Here is an 18,003-nt window from a genome sequence, read left to right as displayed (position 1 = left end):
CACCGTAGAACAAAACGACCCAAAGGAGATATTGCTTTATGCATACTGAAAATGCAAACAGCCAGAACGCTTTTGACCTGCTTCAGACGCCAGAACTGATCGCGAACATCGCATCAGTCCTGATGCCAGCGCTTAGCACTGCTGTTAACGCCGCAGTAGAAAAGGCACTGGCGATAAACACCTCTGCAACCATGTCTAAAGAGGACTTCGCTGCCGCTAACGGTATCAGTAAGTCGGTGTTAGAAAAGTGGATTGCTAACGGCGTTGTGCTTCTCGCCCCTACCCCAACCAGCACAGTTACCCGCACCATTGAATGTAAAAAGACCGGCCAGACTCGTACAGACGTGATGGAAAAACACGGTAACGCACTGGTCAATGTTGCCGCATGGCGTGAGAAAAACCTGCAGCATGCAATCAACTGTCGCTATATCAAACGCTAATTTGATTTTGCAAGTTTTGAGGATCCGAATCATGTTTGATTTTCAGGTTTCTAAACACCCTCATCTCGATAACGCCTGCCGTCAGTTTTCGCAAAAGCACAACCTGAAAGAGCTGGCATGCAACATCGATATGAAAGCGCAGGTACTGCGTAACAAGCTGAACCCGGAGCAGCCACACCAGTTAACGGTCACTGAGATTCTGCTGCTAACCGATGCATCCGAAGATGCTGCTCTGATTGACGGGCTGCTGGCACAACTTAACTGCCTGCCCTCTGTACCGGTTAATGAGCTGGCCTCTGAGAAACTGGCTTCCTATGTGCTGAACGCTACCGCCGCAGTAGGCCAGGTCGCTGCCGGTGCAGTTTCTTCCGAGCGTATGACTCAGTCACGTAAAAATGCTTTCGTCGATAGCGTCAATTCAGGTATTCGCTGCCTGACGCTGGCAGCAATGGCAGTCCACACGCGGATCCACAGTAACCCGGCGATGTCCTCCACTCTCGATGCTGTCAGCGGTCTTGGCGCATCCATTGGTTTGAGCTGAGGTGACGATGACGTTTTCAATTGCACCGCTGTTAAAGCGCCAGAGTCCGTCACCGTCATACGGTCATGGCTGGATCATGGGTGACGACGGTAAACGCTGGCATCCATGCAATGACCAGAAAGCGCTTTTACGTGGCTTGTCGACCAACAGGCCGAGCCGATTTAAACCTTTTCGCATTCTGTTGGGGAAATAATATGGCCCGCCTCGCACAAGCTGCACCGGCTACCAGCAAAGCGCCTTTCAGTCATATTCGTTTGATTCATGCCCGTACCGATCAGGTTGAATCAATGACGTTTGAAGAGTTTCAGCAGCGCTGGCGCCAGATGCGTAAGAACAATGAGAACCCAGCCCTGCGCTATTTCAACCGCCAGAGCGATGATTTTAAGTTCTGCGTACTGACACTGGCTAACCGCGAACAACCTGCCGCTTTTAAGCAGGATGAAATCGGCAAGCCGTTCGAATACTTCGATAAATATCACCGCGAACTGATCATTAAGGCCATGAACAAAATGTCGCGCTGGGGCGAACTGCTACCGCGTCGATTCTCAATCTCAGACTGTTTTCTGTCTGAATAACTGACTTAACCCAAACACAATGGCGTCAACTCGCCGGGCATTCTTATGCCTGAAACAAGGAAATATCTATGCGTAACGTAGAAGTAAAACAGATGGTAATTGGTGCTGACTTTAACACTGAGACACTGCTGAATGCCGCCCGCAACGACGAGCGTAAAAACAAAGCACTGGCCGTATCAATCCGTATGGAAGCACTGGCCATTTTTATCACCCGTAACGAAATGAGCGGCGCGGATGCGGCTGAACTGTTACGTCAGGAAGCGAAGCGATTTGAGCATGAAGCGCTGGAGTTTCACTGATGGCTGACTCAATCGATATCGCACAGCAGCGTGAAGCTGAAAATCTTGCACGTTGCCTGGCTAATACCCTCCACCGTCCTGTCGGTGTCAGCGCTACATTCTGCGAAGCCTGTGATGTCCCGATCCCGGAAGCCCGTCGTAAAGCGCTGCCGGGTGTGATGACCTGCGTACACTGCCAAACCATCCAGGAGCTTAAAAGCGCTCATTTCGGTAAGCGTCAGTGATAATTGAATATGCCTACCCGTGGAACAAGCCACGGGCGGCCATTGCCAGCCCCTACCTCACCTATAAAGAAATCCATCACCGCGATCAACTGATTGCGGCTGAGGCACATCTTGCGCGCCAGCCTTCACTTGTCCGTCAAAATGTTAATCGTCGCGTCAATGAACTTAAAAAAAGTCATGGTGTTCTGCGAGGCAATGCCTATCTGACGAAGTCTTTCTTCGGGCGGGCATTGCCGCGTCTTGAACTGGTGGCAGATAAATACCGCCTGCAAATTACAGCATCCCCTTCTACTGAGGAGCTGCTACCTGATGTTCCCCGCGACCTGTCAGCTATTCATGATGTGCAGTTAGTTATTCTGATGCATCGCTTTAACCGCCTGCCCGATATGTCGCGCAGTGATATTGATTTGCTCGCCGGTGATATCAGCAACTTTATTACCAGCGAGTTGATTCAGGTTAACAGCGAGATCGGCGAAGTATCGGAGTACCGCGCACTATGGTGCCTGTATCGTACTGCAGCCAAAATCACCCGCGTCTTAGGTCAGGCTGCACCTGCCTGGGACAAAGTAACCACGCGTTTTTTTAGTGAAGACGATGCCGCGCCGGCGATCCACAAAATGAAAGCCGAACGGTGGTGGAAAAATCTTTTACGCCGTATTGCCGCTGAATGGCGTGAGCATTTGCATATCGCTCTGGCTAACGTCAGCAAAAAGCATACTCCCTATGCCAGCAACATGGCCGTATATGAATGGCGCGAACAGAAGCGACGCACACGCGAGTTTCTGAAAGGTATGGAACTGGAAGATGAAGATGGCAACCGCATCAGTCTGATTGATAAGTTTGATGGCAGCATTGCCAATCCGGCGATTCGCCGCTGTGAGCTGATGACGCGTATTCGCGGCTTTGAAAACATCTGCAACCAGCTCGGGTACGTCGGCCAGTTCTATACCCTCACCACGCCCTCGAAATATCATGCGACGACCAAATCCGGCTACCATAACCGAAAGTGGAATGGCGCCAGTCCTGCGGTGACACAGGCATATCTTTGCGGTGTCTGGCAGAAGATACGCGCCAAACTGCATCGTGAAGAATTGCGCATTTTCGGCATTCGTGTTGCCGAGCCACACCACGACGGGACACCTCACTGGCATATGCTGATGTTTATGCGTCCTGAAGATGCCGCGCGCGTGACCGCGATCATCCGCAGTTATGCCTACAAAGAGGATGCCGCAGAGCTGAAATCGGATAAGGCAAAGAAAGCGCGTTTTCACGCTGAAGCCATTGACCCGGATAAAGGCAGCGCTACCGGCTATGTGGCGAAGTACATTTCCAAAAATATCGACGGCTATGCACTCGATGGCGAGCTGGACGATGAAACCAACAAACCGATTAAAGAAACAGCGGGCGCGGTGTCAGCATGGGCGGCACGCTGGCGCATTCGTCAGTTTCAGTTTGTCGGCGGTGCGCCGGTAACAGTTTATCGAGAGCTGCGCCGTATGGCCGACAGCGAAACCGCTCAGGGGCTTAGCGTTGAGTTTGCAGCAGCACATGATGCCGCTGATATCGGTGACTGGGCTGCATATGTTAACGCGCAGGGCGGCCCGTTTGTCCGTCGTGACGAGCTTGCAGTACGCACGTGGTATCAGCCCGCTGCTCAATTTAATGAGTACACCGAAGAAACATTCAAGATTCAGGGTGTTTATGCCACTGCCGTTGGCGCAGATACGCCAATTCTGACCCGCCTCAAGCAGTGGAAGATTGTCGCAAAACGCGCTGTTGATTTGGCCGTTGACCTTCAGGACGCGTCTGCGTCCTCTCGGAGTTCTGTCAATAACTGTACGGGGCAGCAAACTGAGCCGCAGGAAATTGACTTCAATAAACCACCGAGCCGGGCAGAACGACGCCGAATGCTTACACGGATCCGCAATAAAGACACAGTTAAGTCGGGCGAACCGCCACTGACCCACCCAGGCAACAGCGATTCGAGGCTTAAGCTACGTGAAATGGTCAAAGACATATCCGATATCGTGCTGACTGAGTCTGAGATAACCAGAATGATGGGCGGTGACAAAGTGATGGTGAACGGCCAGCCATATTTTAGCGGCCCGGCGGGCAATCTGTATCAAGCGGCCAGATCATCAGAAAATCCGCTTAAGAACTTCCGACTACTGGCTAAAAAGGTTACTGATAAAGCTAACCGTATGAAAAACAGGCACTCGGACTAATCTCATTGATACGAATCTTTACGCTTCCTTTACGCCATGATACTGTTTATGCATACAGTAAAATGAATTATGCAGGAGATAAAGGACTGATGGAGTTGGATAAATTGAATGAGGCAATCGCACGTATACAGTTCATAGCGGATGTAGCGCTTATCGCACAGTGCAAACCTGATGAACTAAAGCTGGCTATGTCTTTGGTTGGTGACCTTGCTCGCGAGATTGATACTTCCAGACTGCAGGACGCGATTTTTTACCAGGCTGAGTAACTAATCTGCAAGGTTGTACCTGCCATAAACGAGACATAACCCAGCCGCCAAATCAGGCGGCTTTTTGCTGTCTGTAAAACGCATTTTCACGCATTAGATCGCATGATCCGAAATGGATCCCCTGCCCCGGTGAGAGCCAGTACAGGCGCGGTTTAAGGACTGGCATGCAACTGCATGAAAAGCGATGCATAAAGCGGGCAGGCGTGGCGGGGAAAGCATTGCGCGCTGAGGGGTAAAAAGCTGTGCCTGAGCGTTCACCGGAGCCACTCAGACGCGATTGCATCAAAAAGCCAAATCCTGAGCGCATGAGGACACCACAGGCCCGTAAAATGCCTCTGGTTTCGTTTAATGGTTGGCACTAAGATTTGCGTTATGTTTAGATAGTCGTAATCAATGGAGGGACTCTATGGACACGATTGAACAGCTTGACGGCACCTATTTCTATGGTGGACTGACCAACCTCTCTGCAGGTGAGCTTTTTTTCTGGATCATGATTGATGTTACTGCGGAGCATTTCACGGGTGTGAAGGAAGCCGGAAGGGATATCATGGCGGCAGCGGCGGTATATTCGGGGCAAAATAACATTGCTGTATCCGGCAAGCTCGCGAATGCAACGCCAGGAACATCACGTGCATCGGTTTTTGCCCGAAAACATCTGCAAAAATACAGGCTTCCTTTCCCCCTGCCTACCTTCATCAATACAAAAAAACCGCCTTACATTAAAACGATTATGACCCATAAGCTGGGAACTTTCGTCGGAAGAACAATACCTGTCATTGGCTGGGCTGTGCTTGCTGCGGATGTTAGCATTATCGCCTGGAAAGCGGTCAATCGGTACAATACGATTGCGAGTGAGGATGATCGGTTATGACAGCTGACGATATAGAACAGGCCGTTTTTGAACTGGTCGAAGGTTATAACGGTTACTGGTTCTGGCTGCGAAAGCGCTACCCCCTGAAAAAAGAGACTGATCTCAATGCTGACTTCAGGATGGCACCCGAGGATGCAGCTGAGTTGCTTGAGGAATATGCTGAAAGGTTCGCAATCAACCCAGGGGATATCGATTTCGGTAAATTTTTTCTCACAGATCCACATGAGCCACTTACCATCGCTATGCTGATTGAATCTGCTAAAGCCGGTCGCTGGCTTTATTAGCAAAACGCCTGCAATAGTGCAGGCGCTTAAGTTATTGCGGGTTCCCCTCTAACTGGTAAGGCCGGAAGGCCACCACCTCCACGCCCAGCCAGTGATTTAACTCCTTCATTCGCTCCTGCAATGGTGTCAGCTCATTCCTGACAAACACCTGAGAAGCCTTCACCGCATCACCAAATCCACCGCTGTTATCAGGAATAATCCCCATCATCTGCGGCGGTACCCGGTGCGCACTCAGCAGATCATCGCGGCTGGCCTTTTTGATATTAAAGAAATCATCCTTCGTCGCCACCTCGCTCAGCGGCACGATCTTAATCCCGTCCGGCTTACCGTTCGGCGCATACATAAACAGGTTGCGGAAATTCCCCAGCCCTTTTGTATCGCGCATCGCCTCACGCATGCGGTCAATGTCGGTACTGCTCTGCGCCGCATCGGTCATATACAGGATATAACCGGCATGGGCACCGTTCTGGTAATACTTGCGGCGGAACAACGTCGCCGCCTCATTCAGCCAGGCAGAGTTAAGCGCGCTAAGATATTCCGGCAGGCCGTAAAGCTCCTGGTTTATATCCGGCTCAACCAGATGAAACACGCTACCCGGTTCAAAGCGGTGCGCCTCTTTCCAGTTCTGCACAAACCAGTAAACGCCCTCCTCCACACCGCGCCGGGTGTACTTTGCCGGTACGCACTCCAGCCGCATCGGTTCGCCTAATGCATTCTTACGCAGCTCTAAAAACGCATTACCAAATACCAGATAATCCAGCGCAAACTTGCTGAATTCCTGCTGACTCAGCAGCGGATGCGGGACGAAAGTCGACGCCAGAATATTGCGTTTAACGTAAATCGGCGAGCTGTGATGCACCGCCGAGCGCAGGCTGCGCGCCAGCCCGTCAAAGCTGACCGGCGGCTCATACCAGCGCCCGTTGTGGATGCACTCGGCGTAATCCAGTATTTCACGCTTATCGAGTACCGGCGTCGCATCGCCAAAGCTGAACGCCTGCGCGGGCGCCGCTGACTGCTGCAGCGGTTCTGATTTGGTGGCGAATGCCTTGCGGCCCTTGCGCTTGCTCATTAATAAAACTCCACAAAGTTTGGACTCATACCACCGGCGGCGGCGGTAAGCGGTTCGTTAAGTAAGGCGTGCATAATCGCCCAGGCGACGTCGGCATGGCTGGCGTCCTCGCTGCGGCTGGCTTCATAGGTGGAACGGTTGCCGCTGGCGGTCATGGTTTTGCGGATCGCCATAAACGACTGCGTGATATCGGTGTGGCCCGCGTCGTATTCGAGGCGCCCGCTGCCAATGGTGTCTTTTGCCTTCAGCACCATCGCGGTTTTCACTTCCGGCGAGTAGCGGATTTCGCGAGCCGCCGGGAAAAACTGGCGTACCAGCTGAAAAACGCCCTGACCGATGCCGGTGGCATCCACACCGATATATTCAGTCTGATATTTCTCGGTCAGCTCTTTAATCGACTGCGCCTGCGCGGCAAAGTCCATACCGCGCCACTGATGGCGCTCCAGCACGCGGAACTTGCCACCGGCAACCAGCGGCGGCGCCAGTACGGCACAGCCTGCGCTGTCGCCGGTGTGCGACGGATCATAGCCAATCCACACGGGGCGATAATCGAACGGCCGCAGCGCGTACGGGTTGAAGTCTTCCCACTCTTCCAGACTGTCGATCATGCAGGTCTGCAGCTCAGCGAACGGGAACACGCTGGCCTCATCGTCAACGAACTCGCACATCAGCAGGTTCTGGTACTCCGACGGGCTGTATTCAAGCGCCAGCTGATTGATATCAAACAGGTTACAGCCGCCCGCCAGCGCATCATCCACGGTGACAATCTGGCGCCACTGACCATCACCGCACAGCGCACCGTCGGCCAGATGGCTGTGACTTAAATTCAGCTCGATGCGGTCATTTTTGTTGCGGCGTCCGCGGTTAAACAGGTCGCCTGACCAGAACGGGTACGCGCTGTGCGACAGGCTCGACGGCGTTGAAAAGTAGGTGGTGCGCCATTTCTTGTGCAGCGACATGCCGCTGGCAACCTTGCGCAGCTCCTGAAATTTAGGGATCCAGAAATATTCATCGAGATAGAGATTGCCGGTATAGCTCTGCGCGGTGCGGACGTTGGTGCCGAGGAATATCAGGCGCGCACCGTTCGGCAGCACAATCGGGTCGCCTTTCAGGTCAACATCCACCTGGCGGGCAAAGTCGATAATGTAGTTTTTAAACACATGCGCCTGCGCCTTACTGGCCGACAGGAAAATCTGGTTGCGCCCGGTGGTCAGCGCATCAATCAGCGCCTCACGGGCAAAGTAGAAGGTGGCGCCAATCTGGCGCGACTTGAGGATATTGCGGATGCGGTGCGCCAGACCTGCCCGGTGCCAGCCAAGCTGGTACTCAAAGCAGTTATCCATAAACAGGCCGCTCAGCTTTTCCGTGGCCTCATCGCTGAAGACATTTTTGATCACCGGCGCCCGCTCGCCCTTATTGCGGTTACGCACGCTGGGATTGAGATCGGCCTCGTTGCCGCTGTCCTTATAGCGGTTGACACGGGCGATGCGCTCAATCTGGCGGCCTAACAGGTCAATCTCCTTGTAATCCCCTCCGCTTTTCACCTCTTTGGTTATCAGCTGAATTAACCGCGCTTCCATGCTGAATTCCACACGACTGATGGGCGCAACGCTGTCCCACGCGTCGCGCAGTTTCCAGCTCTGCACGGTCGGCGTTTTGATCCTGAGCGAGTCCGCAATCTGGCGCACCGACCAGCCCTGCCAGTAAAGCAGTGCCGCCTGTCGCCGTGGGTCGCTGATGATGGTTGTCGGTGTCATGTTCATGGCGATAAGGCTACCGGTGCCACTGATACCGCGCCTGCACTCTCTGTTGTGCAGCGATTCACCAGACCGGCATTCATTGAGGGGAGTTGTAAAGGTGGCGAAACTGGCCCTGAACCGAATCAACCCCAAACGGAACCGATCACGAATGCCTAAATTATCGAAGTTTTTCCGCGTCGCTGTCGCTGGTGATACCTGTGATGGCCGCAACATCAGCGACGCCGATATTCAGCAGATGGCTGACTCTTTTGACCCGCGAGTTTACGGCTGCCGCGTCAACCTTGAACACTTTCGCGGCCTGTTCCCCGACGGTGATTTCCGCCGCCTCGGCGATGTGACCGCGCTGAAGGCTGAGAAGATTGATGATGACTCGGCGCTGAGCGGTAAGCTGGCGCTGTTTGCACAAATCAGCCCGACTGACGACCTGATCGCCATGACCGGCAAAAAACAGAAAATCTACACCTCCGTTGAAATCGGCACCAACTTTGCCAACACCGGTAAAGCCTATCTGGTCGGCCTGGCCGTGACCGATGACCCGGCCAGCCTCGGCACCGAAATGCTGGCCTTCAGCGCCCAGGCTGAACACAGCCCGCTGGCCAGCCGCAAAAAAGCCCCTGAAAACCTGTTCTCCGTCGCCACCGAAACCGAACTGAGCTTTGACGATGTTGCCGACCCGGCGCCGTCGGTACTGGCACGCGTTAAAGAGCTGTTTTCGGTGAAAAAGAAATCTGACGACGAACGTTTTACCGACGTTAACGCGGCGGTCACCGTGGTCGCCGAACAGGTGCAGGCCAACTTTGTTACCACCGCGCAGAAGTTCGACGCCCTTAACGACCGTCTTGCCGCACTGGAACAGGAAACCGGCAATGACCGCACCACCGTGCAGACGCTGACGCAGAAGCTGGAAACCACCGACGGCAGTTTCAGCCGCCGCCCACTGGCGAACGGTGGCGAGAGCAAAACGGCGGTACAGACCGACTGCTGATTGATTTTGCCTGCGTAACCAAACCAAAAAAACTGATAACAGGAAGACCAATGCGCCCGAACACCCGTTTTAAATTTAATGCTTTCCTGACCCGCGTCGCCGAACTGAACAACGTCGATACCGGCGATATGAACAAAAAATTCACCGTTGAGCCGTCGGTCAGCCAGACGCTGATGACCCGCGTGCAGGAGTCCTCGGACTTTCTGACCCGCATCAATATCGTGCCGGTGTCTGAAATGAAGGGTGAGAAAATCGGCGTCGGTGTGACCGGCTCGATTGCCAGCACCACCGACACCGCCGGTGGCGATGAGCGTGAAACCGCCGACTTTGCCACGCTGGACGTAGAAGGCTATGAATGCGCGCAGGTTAACTACGATTTCCATATCCGCTATAACACCCTCGACCTGTGGGCGCGCTATGAAGATTTTCAGGCGCGTCTGCGTGACGCCATCGTTAAGCGCCAGGCGCTGGATCGCATTATGGTCGGCTTTAACGGCGTGGCCCGTGCGAAAACCTCCAACCGCGCCGCGAATCCGTTGCTGCAGGATGTCGCAACCGGCTGGCTGCAGAAGTACCGCAAAAACGCACCGGCACGCGTGATGAGCAAGATTGTTGCTGAAGACGGCACGGTGGAGTCAGAAACCGTGCTGGTCGGCAAAGGCCGTTTCTACGCCAACCTTGACGCACTGGTGATGGATGCGACCAACACCATGATCGAGCCGTGGTTCCAGGAAGACCCGGAACTTGTGGTTATCTGCGGTCGCCAGCTGCTGGCCGACAAGTATTTCCCGCTGATTAACCAGAACCAGGCGAATACTGAAACGCTGGCCGCTGACCTGATTGTCAGTCAGAAACGCATCGGTAACCTGCCTGCGGTACGCGTGCCGTACTTCCCGAAAAACGCGCTGCTGATCACCCGCCTCGATAACCTGTCGATTTACTGGCAGGAAGGTACACACCGCCGTCTGCTGGATGAAGTGGCGAAGCGTGACCGCATCGAGAACTACGAATCGATTAACGAGGACTACGTGATCGAGGATTACGCGGCGGGTTGCATGGTGGAAAACATCGAACTGTCAGATGTGCCGGAAGAAAAGAAAGATGAGGCCGCCACTGTAACCGGTGATACACCGGAAGCCGGAGAGTAACGCATGTTAAGCCCTGCCCAACGTCACATGATGCGCCAGCAGGCGGTCGAAGCCGCACAGCAGCGGGATAACCCGCTGCGCCATGCCAACGGTTATGAGCTGATGCTGATGAAGCTCAACGAGGATAAACGGCAGCTGAAAAAGGTGCGCTCCATTGAGCGTAAAGCCGAGCTGAAACGCCAGCTGCTGCCCGCTTATCTGCCGTGGGTGTCGGGCGTGCTGGAAAGCGGCAAAGGCGCACAGGATGCCATCCTGATGACGGTAATGATCTGGCGTCTTGATGCCGGTGACATTCCCGGTGCGCTGGAAATTGCCCGCTATGCGCTGCAGTTCGGCCTGGTGCCGCCTGATACGTATAAGCGCAACAGCACCGCCTATCTGCTCGCCGAAGACGTTGCCGAAGCGGCGACGCGGGCATGGACGGCAAAGGAGGCGGTCGCTATCGACCCGCTGCTGGCAACGCTGGAACTGACGAAATCCGAAGATATGCCGGATATGGTGCGCGCAAAGCTGCACAAAATTACCGGTTATACCCTTCGTGATGCGGGCAGGGCTCTGGATGCGATGGAGCACCTGAAACGTGCGCTGCAGCTCGATGGCCGCTGCGGCGTCAAAAAGGACATTGAACGGCTGGCGAATGCCATGAAAAAGCAGGCTCTCGCCAGCCGCTAACGAACGCGCCCCGCGCCGGGCGGCACGGCTGCTGCGATCCGTTTTACGGTATCAATGCCGCCGTCCACCGCCCACCTATTCAGAGGTCACTATGAGCACGGTTGTTATTCCCGCACCGCGACCGGCAGACACTGCCGAGCCGCCGATCACTAACACCTTTTTCTGGCCGGACGTTGACCTGCAGACCCTGCGCGACAACCTGCGCTATGAAGGAACGGTGACCGCCGTGCGCCTGCGTCTGGCAATCAAAACGGCAATGTCAGAGGTCAACGCCGAGCTGTATGACTTCCGCGAACGCCAGATGATGGCCGGTTATAAAACCCTGGCTGACGTACCGGCGGAAACCATCGGCGGTGTAAGCATTAAACTGTCGCACTACTTCGCGGCCGTCAGCGCACTGACCGCCGCGACCATCGTAGAACGCTATCGCGGCTATGACGCCAGCGGCACGCGGACGGCCAGCGAAATCGAATCCGGCGCCGACGAATACTGGCGCGATGCCCGCTTTATGATTGCGAAAATTGCCGGTCAGCGCCCCTGCATTATCGGGCTGCTCTGATGCAGGTCTGTGCGCAGCAGGGCGACACGGTAGACGACATCTGTTTTCGCCATTACGGGCGCACGCAGCAGGTGGTCGAAATGGTTTACGCAGCAAACACCGGCCTCGCCGCACAGGGGCCGGTGCTGCCCCACGGCTACCCGGTTGAGCTGCCCGACCTGCCGGAGTCCTCCACGCGCGACACCCTTCAACTGTGGGACTGAGCCATGGAAAAAAACAGCTCCATTATCAGCTATCTGATCGGCCTGCTTATGATGTGGGCCAGCAGGCATTCGGTGCAGGACATCGCCTTTATGACCGGTACCGTGGTTGCGCTGGTGACGCTGGTCATTAACGTGGCGAACTTTTTTATCAACTGGCATTACCGCCGTAAAACCTACCGGCTGCTGAAACAGCAGCAGATGCCTGATGAGGTGGCCGATGAGTTCCTTCGCTAAACGCTGCTCGGTGGCGGCAGTGCTGGCAATCGCCGTGCTGCTGCCGCAGTTCAAGCCCCTGAAAACTTCTGAGGCCGGGCTTGCCCTGATTGCCAATCTCGAAGGCTGTCGCACGTCGCCGTACCAGTGCAGCGCGGGCGTCTGGACTAACGGCATCGGCCATACCGCAGGCGTGACGGCGGCCAGCGTGATCGGCGAGCGCACGGCGGCGGTTAACCTGGTGTATGACGTGATGCGCGTTGAGCGCGCGATTGATCTCTGTATGCCGGTCGCGATGCCGCAGGGGATTTACGACGTGGTGGTTTCCTTCGCTTTCAACGTCGGCACCACCGCCGCCTGTGGTTCCACGCTGGCGACATTTGTCAAGCAGAAACAGTGGCCGAAAGCCTGTGGTCAGCTCAGCCGCTGGGTGTATGTGAAGGGGGTGATTATCACCGGGCTGGTTAATCGACGTGCCACCGAGACGGCTTACTGCCTGAAGGCGGCAGCATGAACCGGCTGCTGCTGTCACTGACCGGGGTGCTGATTGCGGCGCTGGCCTTTACCGGCTGGCGCGCTTCGCATCTGGACGGCGAACTTGCTGCCGCCCGGCGGGTTATCGGCACGCTGTCAGCCGGTATTGAAAGCCGGGATAACGCCATCAGCCGCCTGCAGAGTGAAGCCAGTGACCGGGAGCAAAGCGAGCTGGCCCTGCGCACCGATTTGGGTAAAGCCAGCGCGCTGACGCTGACCCGTCAGTTTAACGATCAGAAGGTGACTGATTCCGATGAAGCACTGCAAAAGTGGAGCCGTACTCCTCTGCCTGATGCTGTTATCAGGCTGCACCAGCGTCCGGCCTTCGCCAGCGCCGCAGATTATTTACGTTGGCTGTCCGAGGGTGACAAGCTGCCCGATACCGGGCAATGAGCTGAAAACCGAAGGTGATCTGCGCGCCGACAATCGCCAGCTCGAAATCGCGCTGCTGATGTGCGGTCTGCAGGTTGAAACCATCAAAACATGCCAGGAACAACACGATGCTAAAACCGGCACAACTCCGCAAAGCGTTAACCGACAGCGTGACGATACTGGCGCGCAGCCCTGACAGCCTGAATGTATTTATCGATAACGGGCGCATTGTCTCCACGCTGGCGCCGTCGCTGTCGTTTGAATACCAGTACCGGCTGAATCTGGTGATCACCGATTACGCCGGTGACGTTGATTTGCTGATGGTGCCGGTGCTGGCCTGGCTGCGTGAGAACCAGCCCGATATTATGGCGACTGAAGAAAAGCGCCGCACCGGCTTTATCTTTCAGGCTGATGTCATCAGTGATGCGCTGAGTGATATCAGTATTGAACTGCAGCTGACGGAACGTGTAATCGTCAGGGATATCGACGGCGCTCTGCACATTAACCATGTTGGCGAGCCGCCGCTGCCGGAAGGCGCTGAACGTCCGACGCAGATGTATGCTGGCGGTGAGCTGGTCAGCGGGTTACAGCTATGAACGAGCTGCAACCCTTTATTGACCGGCTTTCTGCACTGATTAATAACCTGTCACCACAGGCCCGTAAGCAAATGGCGACGGCTGTTGCGCGTAAACTGCGCGCCAGCCAGCAGCAGAATATTAAACGTCAGCAGGCGCCGGACGGCACACCATTTAAGCCGCGTAAGACGCAGCCCATCCGCAAAAAGAAAGGCCGTATCAGACGTGAGATGTTCGCCAAACTGCGCACGGCGAAGTATATGAAAGCAAAAGGCACCGCGAACGATGCCACCGTGGAGTTTGCAGGCAGGGTGCAGCGTATGGCACGGGTGCATCATTACGGGCTGCGTGATCGTCCGGGAAGGGGGGCGGAAGATGTGCAGTATGAGGCCAGGCAACTACTGGGATTTAATAAAGCAGAAATAGAAGATATAGAACAATTCATTTTAGTAAATTTTATCAATTGACCGATTTAAATCGAGACTAGCAATAGTTAGAAACTTACTATAGATTTAACATAGAAGCTTCAAGAACCACATCGTCTAAGTAAAATGTTAATCCATTGAAGGTGAACTCATGTCTGAGAATGATGAAAGTCTTAATGAAGAAGATAACCAGCCAACTGCTCCCATTAAAAAAAGCACCAGAAAAAAAAGATCACCACAAGCGGCAAAGCCAAAACGTGAATTTCCTCTTTACTCACTCGACGAATGTCGAAAAATCGCAGATGCCTTGAAAGAATTCAATGCTGGAAACCCATGGAGTCCGGCAGAAATAGCTAAGGCATTAAACCTCGGAACAGGAAAGAGCACCAGTTTTTATTATTTAACTGCAGCAGCCAGAGATTATGGATTAACAACAGGAACCAGAGACAGTCAAAAAATTGACTTAACAGACTTAGGCCGAAGTGTTGTTTATCCTAAATCTCCTTTAGAGCAGGCCGGAGGAGTATTAAGTAGCTTCTTAAATGTTGAATTATTTAAAAAAGTATATGAATACTACCAAGGGAAAAATTTACCAGAAATTGAGTATCTAAAAAACACACTCAAGACTGAGTTTGGGATTGATGACAGCCTTCAGGATGATTTTTATAAGATATATCAAAAAAACCTGAATTACGTAAGAACAAATCAAGGAGACACTAGCGAAGCCGTTTCAAATAACTTACCACATTATCAATCAGACAGCTCTATAGTTCTTGGTGAGTCTAAAACCCCCGGTAAACTAGTAGCTTTTGTAGCTATGCCATTTTCTGAAAAAACATCTTCTTATGCCAATGGGTATTTTGATGAAGTATTAAAACATCTTATAACACCTGCTGCTGTGAAAGCAGGATTTACGGCTAAAACAGCAAAAAAAGCAGGCAGCGAGGTAATACAATCTACGATTGTGAATGATTTAGATGCTGCCGACTTAGTCATCGTTGACTTAACAGAGCACAATCCAAATGTCTTATTCGAATTGGGGATGAGGATAGCATTCAATAAACCAGTCTGTCTTATCAGAGCCAAGGGCACTGCTCCTATATTTGACATAGATCATATGCTTCGTGTTTATGACTACAACCCTTGCCTTTGGACATCAACAATTGAAATAGATATCCCCAACCTAAGCGAGCACATTAGAGAAACCTGGGCCAACAAAAGCGAACGCTCTTACTTAACCATTTTAAGAGAAAACAAAAACTAACCCCACATAAATCTTTAGAAAAATACAACCTACTATCAAACTAGCATGTCATAAATGGCATGCTAGAAATAAACTAAAAACCAATAACTTTTTTTAAAAAGAGACAAAAATAATTCCAGACTTATTGTAAATGTAATTAAACGAACTTATATCTAGTCATAAAGACTCCCTGTTGTTGTTCTGCCTTCTAACAAACCATATTACTTTGGTACATGGCAACGAATAATCGCACAATTGCTGTATGAAAATATTAGACAACCTCAGCGAAACACAGCGCCTGCTGCGCAACCTAATCCGCATCGGAACCGTAACAGACCTCGATCTGGATAACGGCCTTTGCCGCGTACTGACTGGCGCTAACACTACCGACTGGCTGCACTGGATTACCGGCAGCGCTGGCAATGTTCGCTCATGGCGGGCGCCATCCATTGGTGAACAGGTGCTAATCCTGTCGCTTGGCGGTGAGCTGGATTCCGCCGTTGTACTGACCGGCATTTTCTCTGATGACTTCCCTGCCCCGTCAGCCTCTGCCGATGCGGTTCACTTCACCTTTCCCGATGGCGCGGTGATCGAGTACGAACCGGCAACCGGCGCGCTGACCGCTACCGGCATAAAAACCGCCACCATTGAGGCAGCTGATTCCGTCAGCGTCACAACTAAAGTGGTGCTGGTGAATGCCAGTGAAAAAATCACCCTCGATACGCCGCTGGTTGAATGCACGCAGAAACTGAAAGCGGCCAGCTTTGAGCTGACCGGCGGCGGAAGTATGCGCGGTGATATCAGCCACAGCGGCGGCAGCTTTACCTCTAACGGCGTTGTCGCCCATACCCATCAGCACGGCGGTATTGAACGCGGCGGCAGTCAGTCGGATGGCCCGCAATGAGTAATGAAAAATACCTCGGCATGAACCGCGACAGCGGCAGGCAGATTGCGGATATCGACCATATCCGCCAGTCGGTCAGCGACATTCTGATGACGCCGGTTGGCACGCGCGTTATGCGCCGCACCTATGGCTCGCTGCTGTCCGCGCTGACTGACCAGCCGCAGAATGCTGCGTTGCAGCTGCAAATTATGTCGGCCTGCTATATGGCGATCCTGCAGTGGGAGCCGCGCGTACAGCTGACGGCTATCGCTTATGAATCTGCCGCCGACGGCAGCATGGTTGTCGAAATCACCGGCAACCGCGCTGACTCCGGTGCAGGCTTTTCCCTGACCATTCCCGTGAGCTGACACTATGGCAACCATTGACCTGAGCCAGTTGCCCGCGCCGAGCGTGGTTGAAGCGCTGGACTATGAAACCCTGCTGGCCGAACGCAAAGCCACGCTGATATCGCTTTACCCTGCATCACAGCAGGACGCCATCGCCCGCACGCTGACGCTGGAATCTGAACCCATCGTTAAGCTGCTGGAAGAAAACGCCTACCGCGAGGTTATTCTGCGCCAGCGCGTCAACGAAGCGGCGCAGGCGGTGATGGTGGCCTATGCGATGAATGGCGATCTGGATCAGCTGGCGGCAAACAATAACGTGCAGCGACTGGTGATCACCCCTGCCGATGATGAAGCCGTGCCGCCGGTCGCCGCCGTGATGGAAAGCAACACCGACCTGCGCCAGCGTATTCCTGCCGCCTTTGAAGGGATGAGCGTAGCCGGGCCTGCCGGTGCCTATGAATTCCACGCCCTCAGCGCTGACGGCAACGTGGCCGACGCCTCGGTTATCAGTCCGGCACCGGCAGAAGTCACCGTCAGCGTGCTGTCACGCACCGGCGACGGCACCGCATCAGCTGAACTGCTGGCCGCCGTCAGCGCAGCCCTGAACGACGAAACCGTCAGGCCGGTGGCCGACCGCGTCACGGTGCAGTCGGCGCAAATCGTCGATTACCGGATTGATGCCGTGCTCTATGTTTATCCCGGCCCGGCGGTCGAGCCGATACGCGCTGCCGCTGAACTGCGCCTGACCAGCTATATCAACGAGCAGCGCCGCCTCGGTCGCGATATCCGCCGGTCGGCCATCTATGCGGCGCTGCATGCCGAGGGGGTGCAACGCGTCGAGCTGGCATCCCCGTCTGATGATGTGGTGCTGGATAAAACCCAGGCGGCCAACTGCACCGCCTGGCAAATCAGCATCGGCGGTTCGGATGACTAGCCTGCTGCCGCCGGGGTCCACGCCGCTGGAGCGCCGCGCGGCTGCAGCCTGCGCCGGTATCAGCGATTTGAATGTGCCGCTGCGTGACCTGTGGAACCCGGACGCATGCCCGGTGAAGTTCCTGCCCTATCTGGCCTGGGCGTTTTCCGTTGACCGCTGGGATGAGAAGTGGTCTGAGGCGGAGAAGCGCAGGACGGTTAAGGATGCGTTTTACATCCACCGGCGAAAAGGCACCGTTGCCGCCATCCGCCGCGTGACTGAAAACATGGGCTACACCATGACGCTGGCGGAGTGGTGGCAGGTTGCCGACCCCGCCGGAACGTTCCGCCTGACCATCGACCTGATGGACGTCGGCA

28 protein-coding genes are annotated in these 18,003 nt (G+C 54.2%); 26 read left to right on the top strand and 2 right to left on the bottom strand.

Going from position 1 to position 18,003, the window contains the following annotated elements; all coding sequences use genetic code 11:
- The first annotated feature begins 38 nt into the window (after positions 1-38).
- The 10 genes from N5923_RS17670 (at position 39) to N5923_RS17625 (ending at position 5,725) form a co-directional block, all read left to right on the top strand.
- Positions 39-440, top strand: a complete 402-nt coding sequence (locus N5923_RS17670) for a hypothetical protein (protein ID WP_267145052.1) — start codon at positions 39-41, stop codon at positions 438-440.
- A 31-nt stretch (positions 441-471) separates the two neighbouring features.
- A complete protein-coding gene (locus N5923_RS17665) occupies positions 472-981 on the top strand; it encodes a phage regulatory CII family protein (RefSeq protein WP_267145053.1) in 510 nt (169 codons plus the stop codon).
- A 7-nt stretch (positions 982-988) separates the two neighbouring features.
- Positions 989-1,174: a phage filamentation protein Fil family protein gene (locus N5923_RS17660; RefSeq protein WP_267145054.1), complete on the top strand. Its 186-nt coding sequence runs from the start codon at positions 989-991 to the stop codon at positions 1,172-1,174.
- Complete coding sequence (locus tag N5923_RS17655; protein WP_267145253.1) at positions 1,092-1,556, top strand: hypothetical protein; 465 nt, start codon at positions 1,092-1,094, stop codon at positions 1,554-1,556. The genes N5923_RS17660 and N5923_RS17655 overlap by 83 nt, the downstream gene beginning before the upstream one ends.
- A gap of 68 nt (positions 1,557-1,624) precedes the next feature.
- Complete coding sequence (locus N5923_RS17650; RefSeq protein WP_267145055.1) at positions 1,625-1,855, top strand: DUF2732 family protein; 231 nt, start codon at positions 1,625-1,627, stop codon at positions 1,853-1,855.
- A complete protein-coding gene (locus N5923_RS17645) occupies positions 1,855-2,079 on the top strand; it encodes a TraR/DksA family transcriptional regulator (RefSeq protein ID WP_267145056.1) in 225 nt (74 codons plus the stop codon). Before N5923_RS17650 ends, N5923_RS17645 begins: the two co-directional genes overlap by 1 nt.
- Entirely contained in the window at positions 2,076-4,304 is a 2,229-nt protein-coding gene (locus N5923_RS17640; RefSeq protein WP_267145057.1) for a replication endonuclease, read from the top strand. The genes N5923_RS17645 and N5923_RS17640 overlap by 4 nt, the downstream gene beginning before the upstream one ends.
- A gap of 89 nt (positions 4,305-4,393) precedes the next feature.
- On the top strand, positions 4,394-4,570 hold the full coding sequence (locus N5923_RS17635) for a hypothetical protein (RefSeq protein WP_267145058.1): 177 nt from the start codon (positions 4,394-4,396) through the stop codon (positions 4,568-4,570).
- A 406-nt stretch (positions 4,571-4,976) separates the two neighbouring features.
- Entirely contained in the window at positions 4,977-5,441 is a 465-nt protein-coding gene (locus N5923_RS17630) for an STM2901 family protein (RefSeq protein WP_267145059.1), read from the top strand.
- Positions 5,438-5,725 carry a DUF1493 family protein gene (locus tag N5923_RS17625; protein WP_267145060.1) on the top strand — a complete coding sequence of 96 codons (288 nt, stop codon included), beginning with the start codon at positions 5,438-5,440 and terminating at the stop codon, positions 5,723-5,725. The genes N5923_RS17630 and N5923_RS17625 overlap by 4 nt, the downstream gene beginning before the upstream one ends.
- 31 nt (positions 5,726-5,756) lie before the next feature.
- Here N5923_RS17625 and N5923_RS17620 read toward each other — a convergent pair whose 3' ends face one another.
- Together N5923_RS17620 and N5923_RS17615 are read right to left on the bottom strand one after the other, a co-directional pair.
- Positions 5,757-6,794, bottom strand: a complete 1,038-nt coding sequence (locus tag N5923_RS17620) for a phage portal protein (RefSeq protein ID WP_267145061.1) — start codon at positions 6,792-6,794, stop codon at positions 5,757-5,759.
- On the bottom strand, positions 6,794-8,557 hold the full coding sequence (locus tag N5923_RS17615) for a terminase ATPase subunit family protein (RefSeq protein ID WP_267145062.1): 1,764 nt from the start codon (positions 8,555-8,557) through the stop codon (positions 6,794-6,796). Before N5923_RS17615 ends, N5923_RS17620 begins: the two co-directional genes overlap by 1 nt.
- A gap of 145 nt (positions 8,558-8,702) precedes the next feature.
- Here N5923_RS17615 and N5923_RS17610 point away from each other — a divergent pair, with 145 nt between their 5' ends.
- The 16 genes from N5923_RS17610 to N5923_RS17535 form a co-directional block, all read left to right on the top strand.
- Entirely contained in the window at positions 8,703-9,539 is an 837-nt protein-coding gene (locus tag N5923_RS17610) for a GPO family capsid scaffolding protein (RefSeq protein WP_267145063.1), read from the top strand.
- Between the two features lie 50 nt (positions 9,540-9,589).
- Complete coding sequence (locus tag N5923_RS17605) at positions 9,590-10,687, top strand: phage major capsid protein, P2 family (RefSeq protein WP_267145064.1); 1,098 nt, start codon at positions 9,590-9,592, stop codon at positions 10,685-10,687.
- Between the two features lie 3 nt (positions 10,688-10,690).
- Positions 10,691-11,359 (top strand): phage terminase small subunit, encoded by a 669-nt coding sequence (locus N5923_RS17600; RefSeq protein ID WP_267145065.1) that lies wholly within the window; start codon positions 10,691-10,693, stop codon positions 11,357-11,359.
- 91 nt (positions 11,360-11,450) lie between these two features.
- Positions 11,451-11,918, top strand: a complete 468-nt coding sequence (locus N5923_RS17595) for a head completion/stabilization protein (protein ID WP_267145066.1) — start codon at positions 11,451-11,453, stop codon at positions 11,916-11,918.
- A complete protein-coding gene (locus tag N5923_RS17590) occupies positions 11,918-12,121 on the top strand; it encodes a tail protein X (protein WP_267145067.1) in 204 nt (67 codons plus the stop codon). The genes N5923_RS17595 and N5923_RS17590 overlap by 1 nt, the downstream gene beginning before the upstream one ends.
- 3 nt (positions 12,122-12,124) lie before the next feature.
- Positions 12,125-12,355, top strand: a complete 231-nt coding sequence (locus N5923_RS17585) for a phage holin family protein (protein ID WP_017802838.1) — start codon at positions 12,125-12,127, stop codon at positions 12,353-12,355.
- Entirely contained in the window at positions 12,339-12,848 is a 510-nt protein-coding gene (locus N5923_RS17580) for a lysozyme (protein ID WP_267145068.1), read from the top strand. Before N5923_RS17585 ends, N5923_RS17580 begins: the two co-directional genes overlap by 17 nt.
- Positions 12,845-13,261: an Rz-like lysis system protein LysB gene (gene lysB / locus N5923_RS17575; protein WP_267145069.1), complete on the top strand. Its 417-nt coding sequence runs from the start codon at positions 12,845-12,847 to the stop codon at positions 13,259-13,261. The genes N5923_RS17580 and lysB overlap by 4 nt, the downstream gene beginning before the upstream one ends.
- Complete coding sequence (gene lysC / locus N5923_RS17570; RefSeq protein WP_267145070.1) at positions 13,161-13,436, top strand: Rz1-like lysis system protein LysC; 276 nt, start codon at positions 13,161-13,163, stop codon at positions 13,434-13,436. Before lysB ends, lysC begins: the two co-directional genes overlap by 101 nt.
- Complete coding sequence (locus tag N5923_RS17565; protein ID WP_267145071.1) at positions 13,369-13,836, top strand: phage tail protein; 468 nt, start codon at positions 13,369-13,371, stop codon at positions 13,834-13,836. Before lysC ends, N5923_RS17565 begins: the two co-directional genes overlap by 68 nt.
- Positions 13,833-14,282: a phage virion morphogenesis protein gene (locus N5923_RS17560; RefSeq protein WP_267145072.1), complete on the top strand. Its 450-nt coding sequence runs from the start codon at positions 13,833-13,835 to the stop codon at positions 14,280-14,282. The genes N5923_RS17565 and N5923_RS17560 overlap by 4 nt, the downstream gene beginning before the upstream one ends.
- A gap of 109 nt (positions 14,283-14,391) precedes the next feature.
- A complete protein-coding gene (locus N5923_RS17555) occupies positions 14,392-15,504 on the top strand; it encodes a TIR domain-containing protein (protein WP_267145073.1) in 1,113 nt (370 codons plus the stop codon).
- Between the two features lie 241 nt (positions 15,505-15,745).
- The gene (locus tag N5923_RS17550) at positions 15,746-16,387 is read left to right on the top strand and encodes a phage baseplate assembly protein V (protein WP_267145074.1); all 642 of its coding nucleotides are present in this window, start codon (positions 15,746-15,748) and stop codon (positions 16,385-16,387) included.
- The gene (locus tag N5923_RS17545; protein ID WP_267145075.1) at positions 16,384-16,734 is read left to right on the top strand and encodes a GPW/gp25 family protein; all 351 of its coding nucleotides are present in this window, start codon (positions 16,384-16,386) and stop codon (positions 16,732-16,734) included. Before N5923_RS17550 ends, N5923_RS17545 begins: the two co-directional genes overlap by 4 nt.
- Before the next feature lie 4 nt (positions 16,735-16,738).
- Positions 16,739-17,647 carry a baseplate assembly protein gene (locus tag N5923_RS17540; RefSeq protein WP_267145076.1) on the top strand — a complete coding sequence of 303 codons (909 nt, stop codon included), beginning with the start codon at positions 16,739-16,741 and terminating at the stop codon, positions 17,645-17,647.
- Positions 17,640-18,003: phage tail protein I (locus tag N5923_RS17535; RefSeq protein ID WP_267145252.1), on the top strand; the 364-nt coding region annotated here is incomplete at its 3' end. The genes N5923_RS17540 and N5923_RS17535, both read left to right, overlap by 8 nt.

The sequence above is a fragment of the Winslowiella arboricola genome (assembly GCF_025527015.1).
GTDB classification, from domain to species: Bacteria; Pseudomonadota; Gammaproteobacteria; order Enterobacterales; family Enterobacteriaceae; genus Erwinia; species Erwinia arboricola.
The sequence above is the reverse complement of the archived record's forward strand: the minus strand, read 5'-3'. Positions and strand labels throughout refer to the sequence as shown.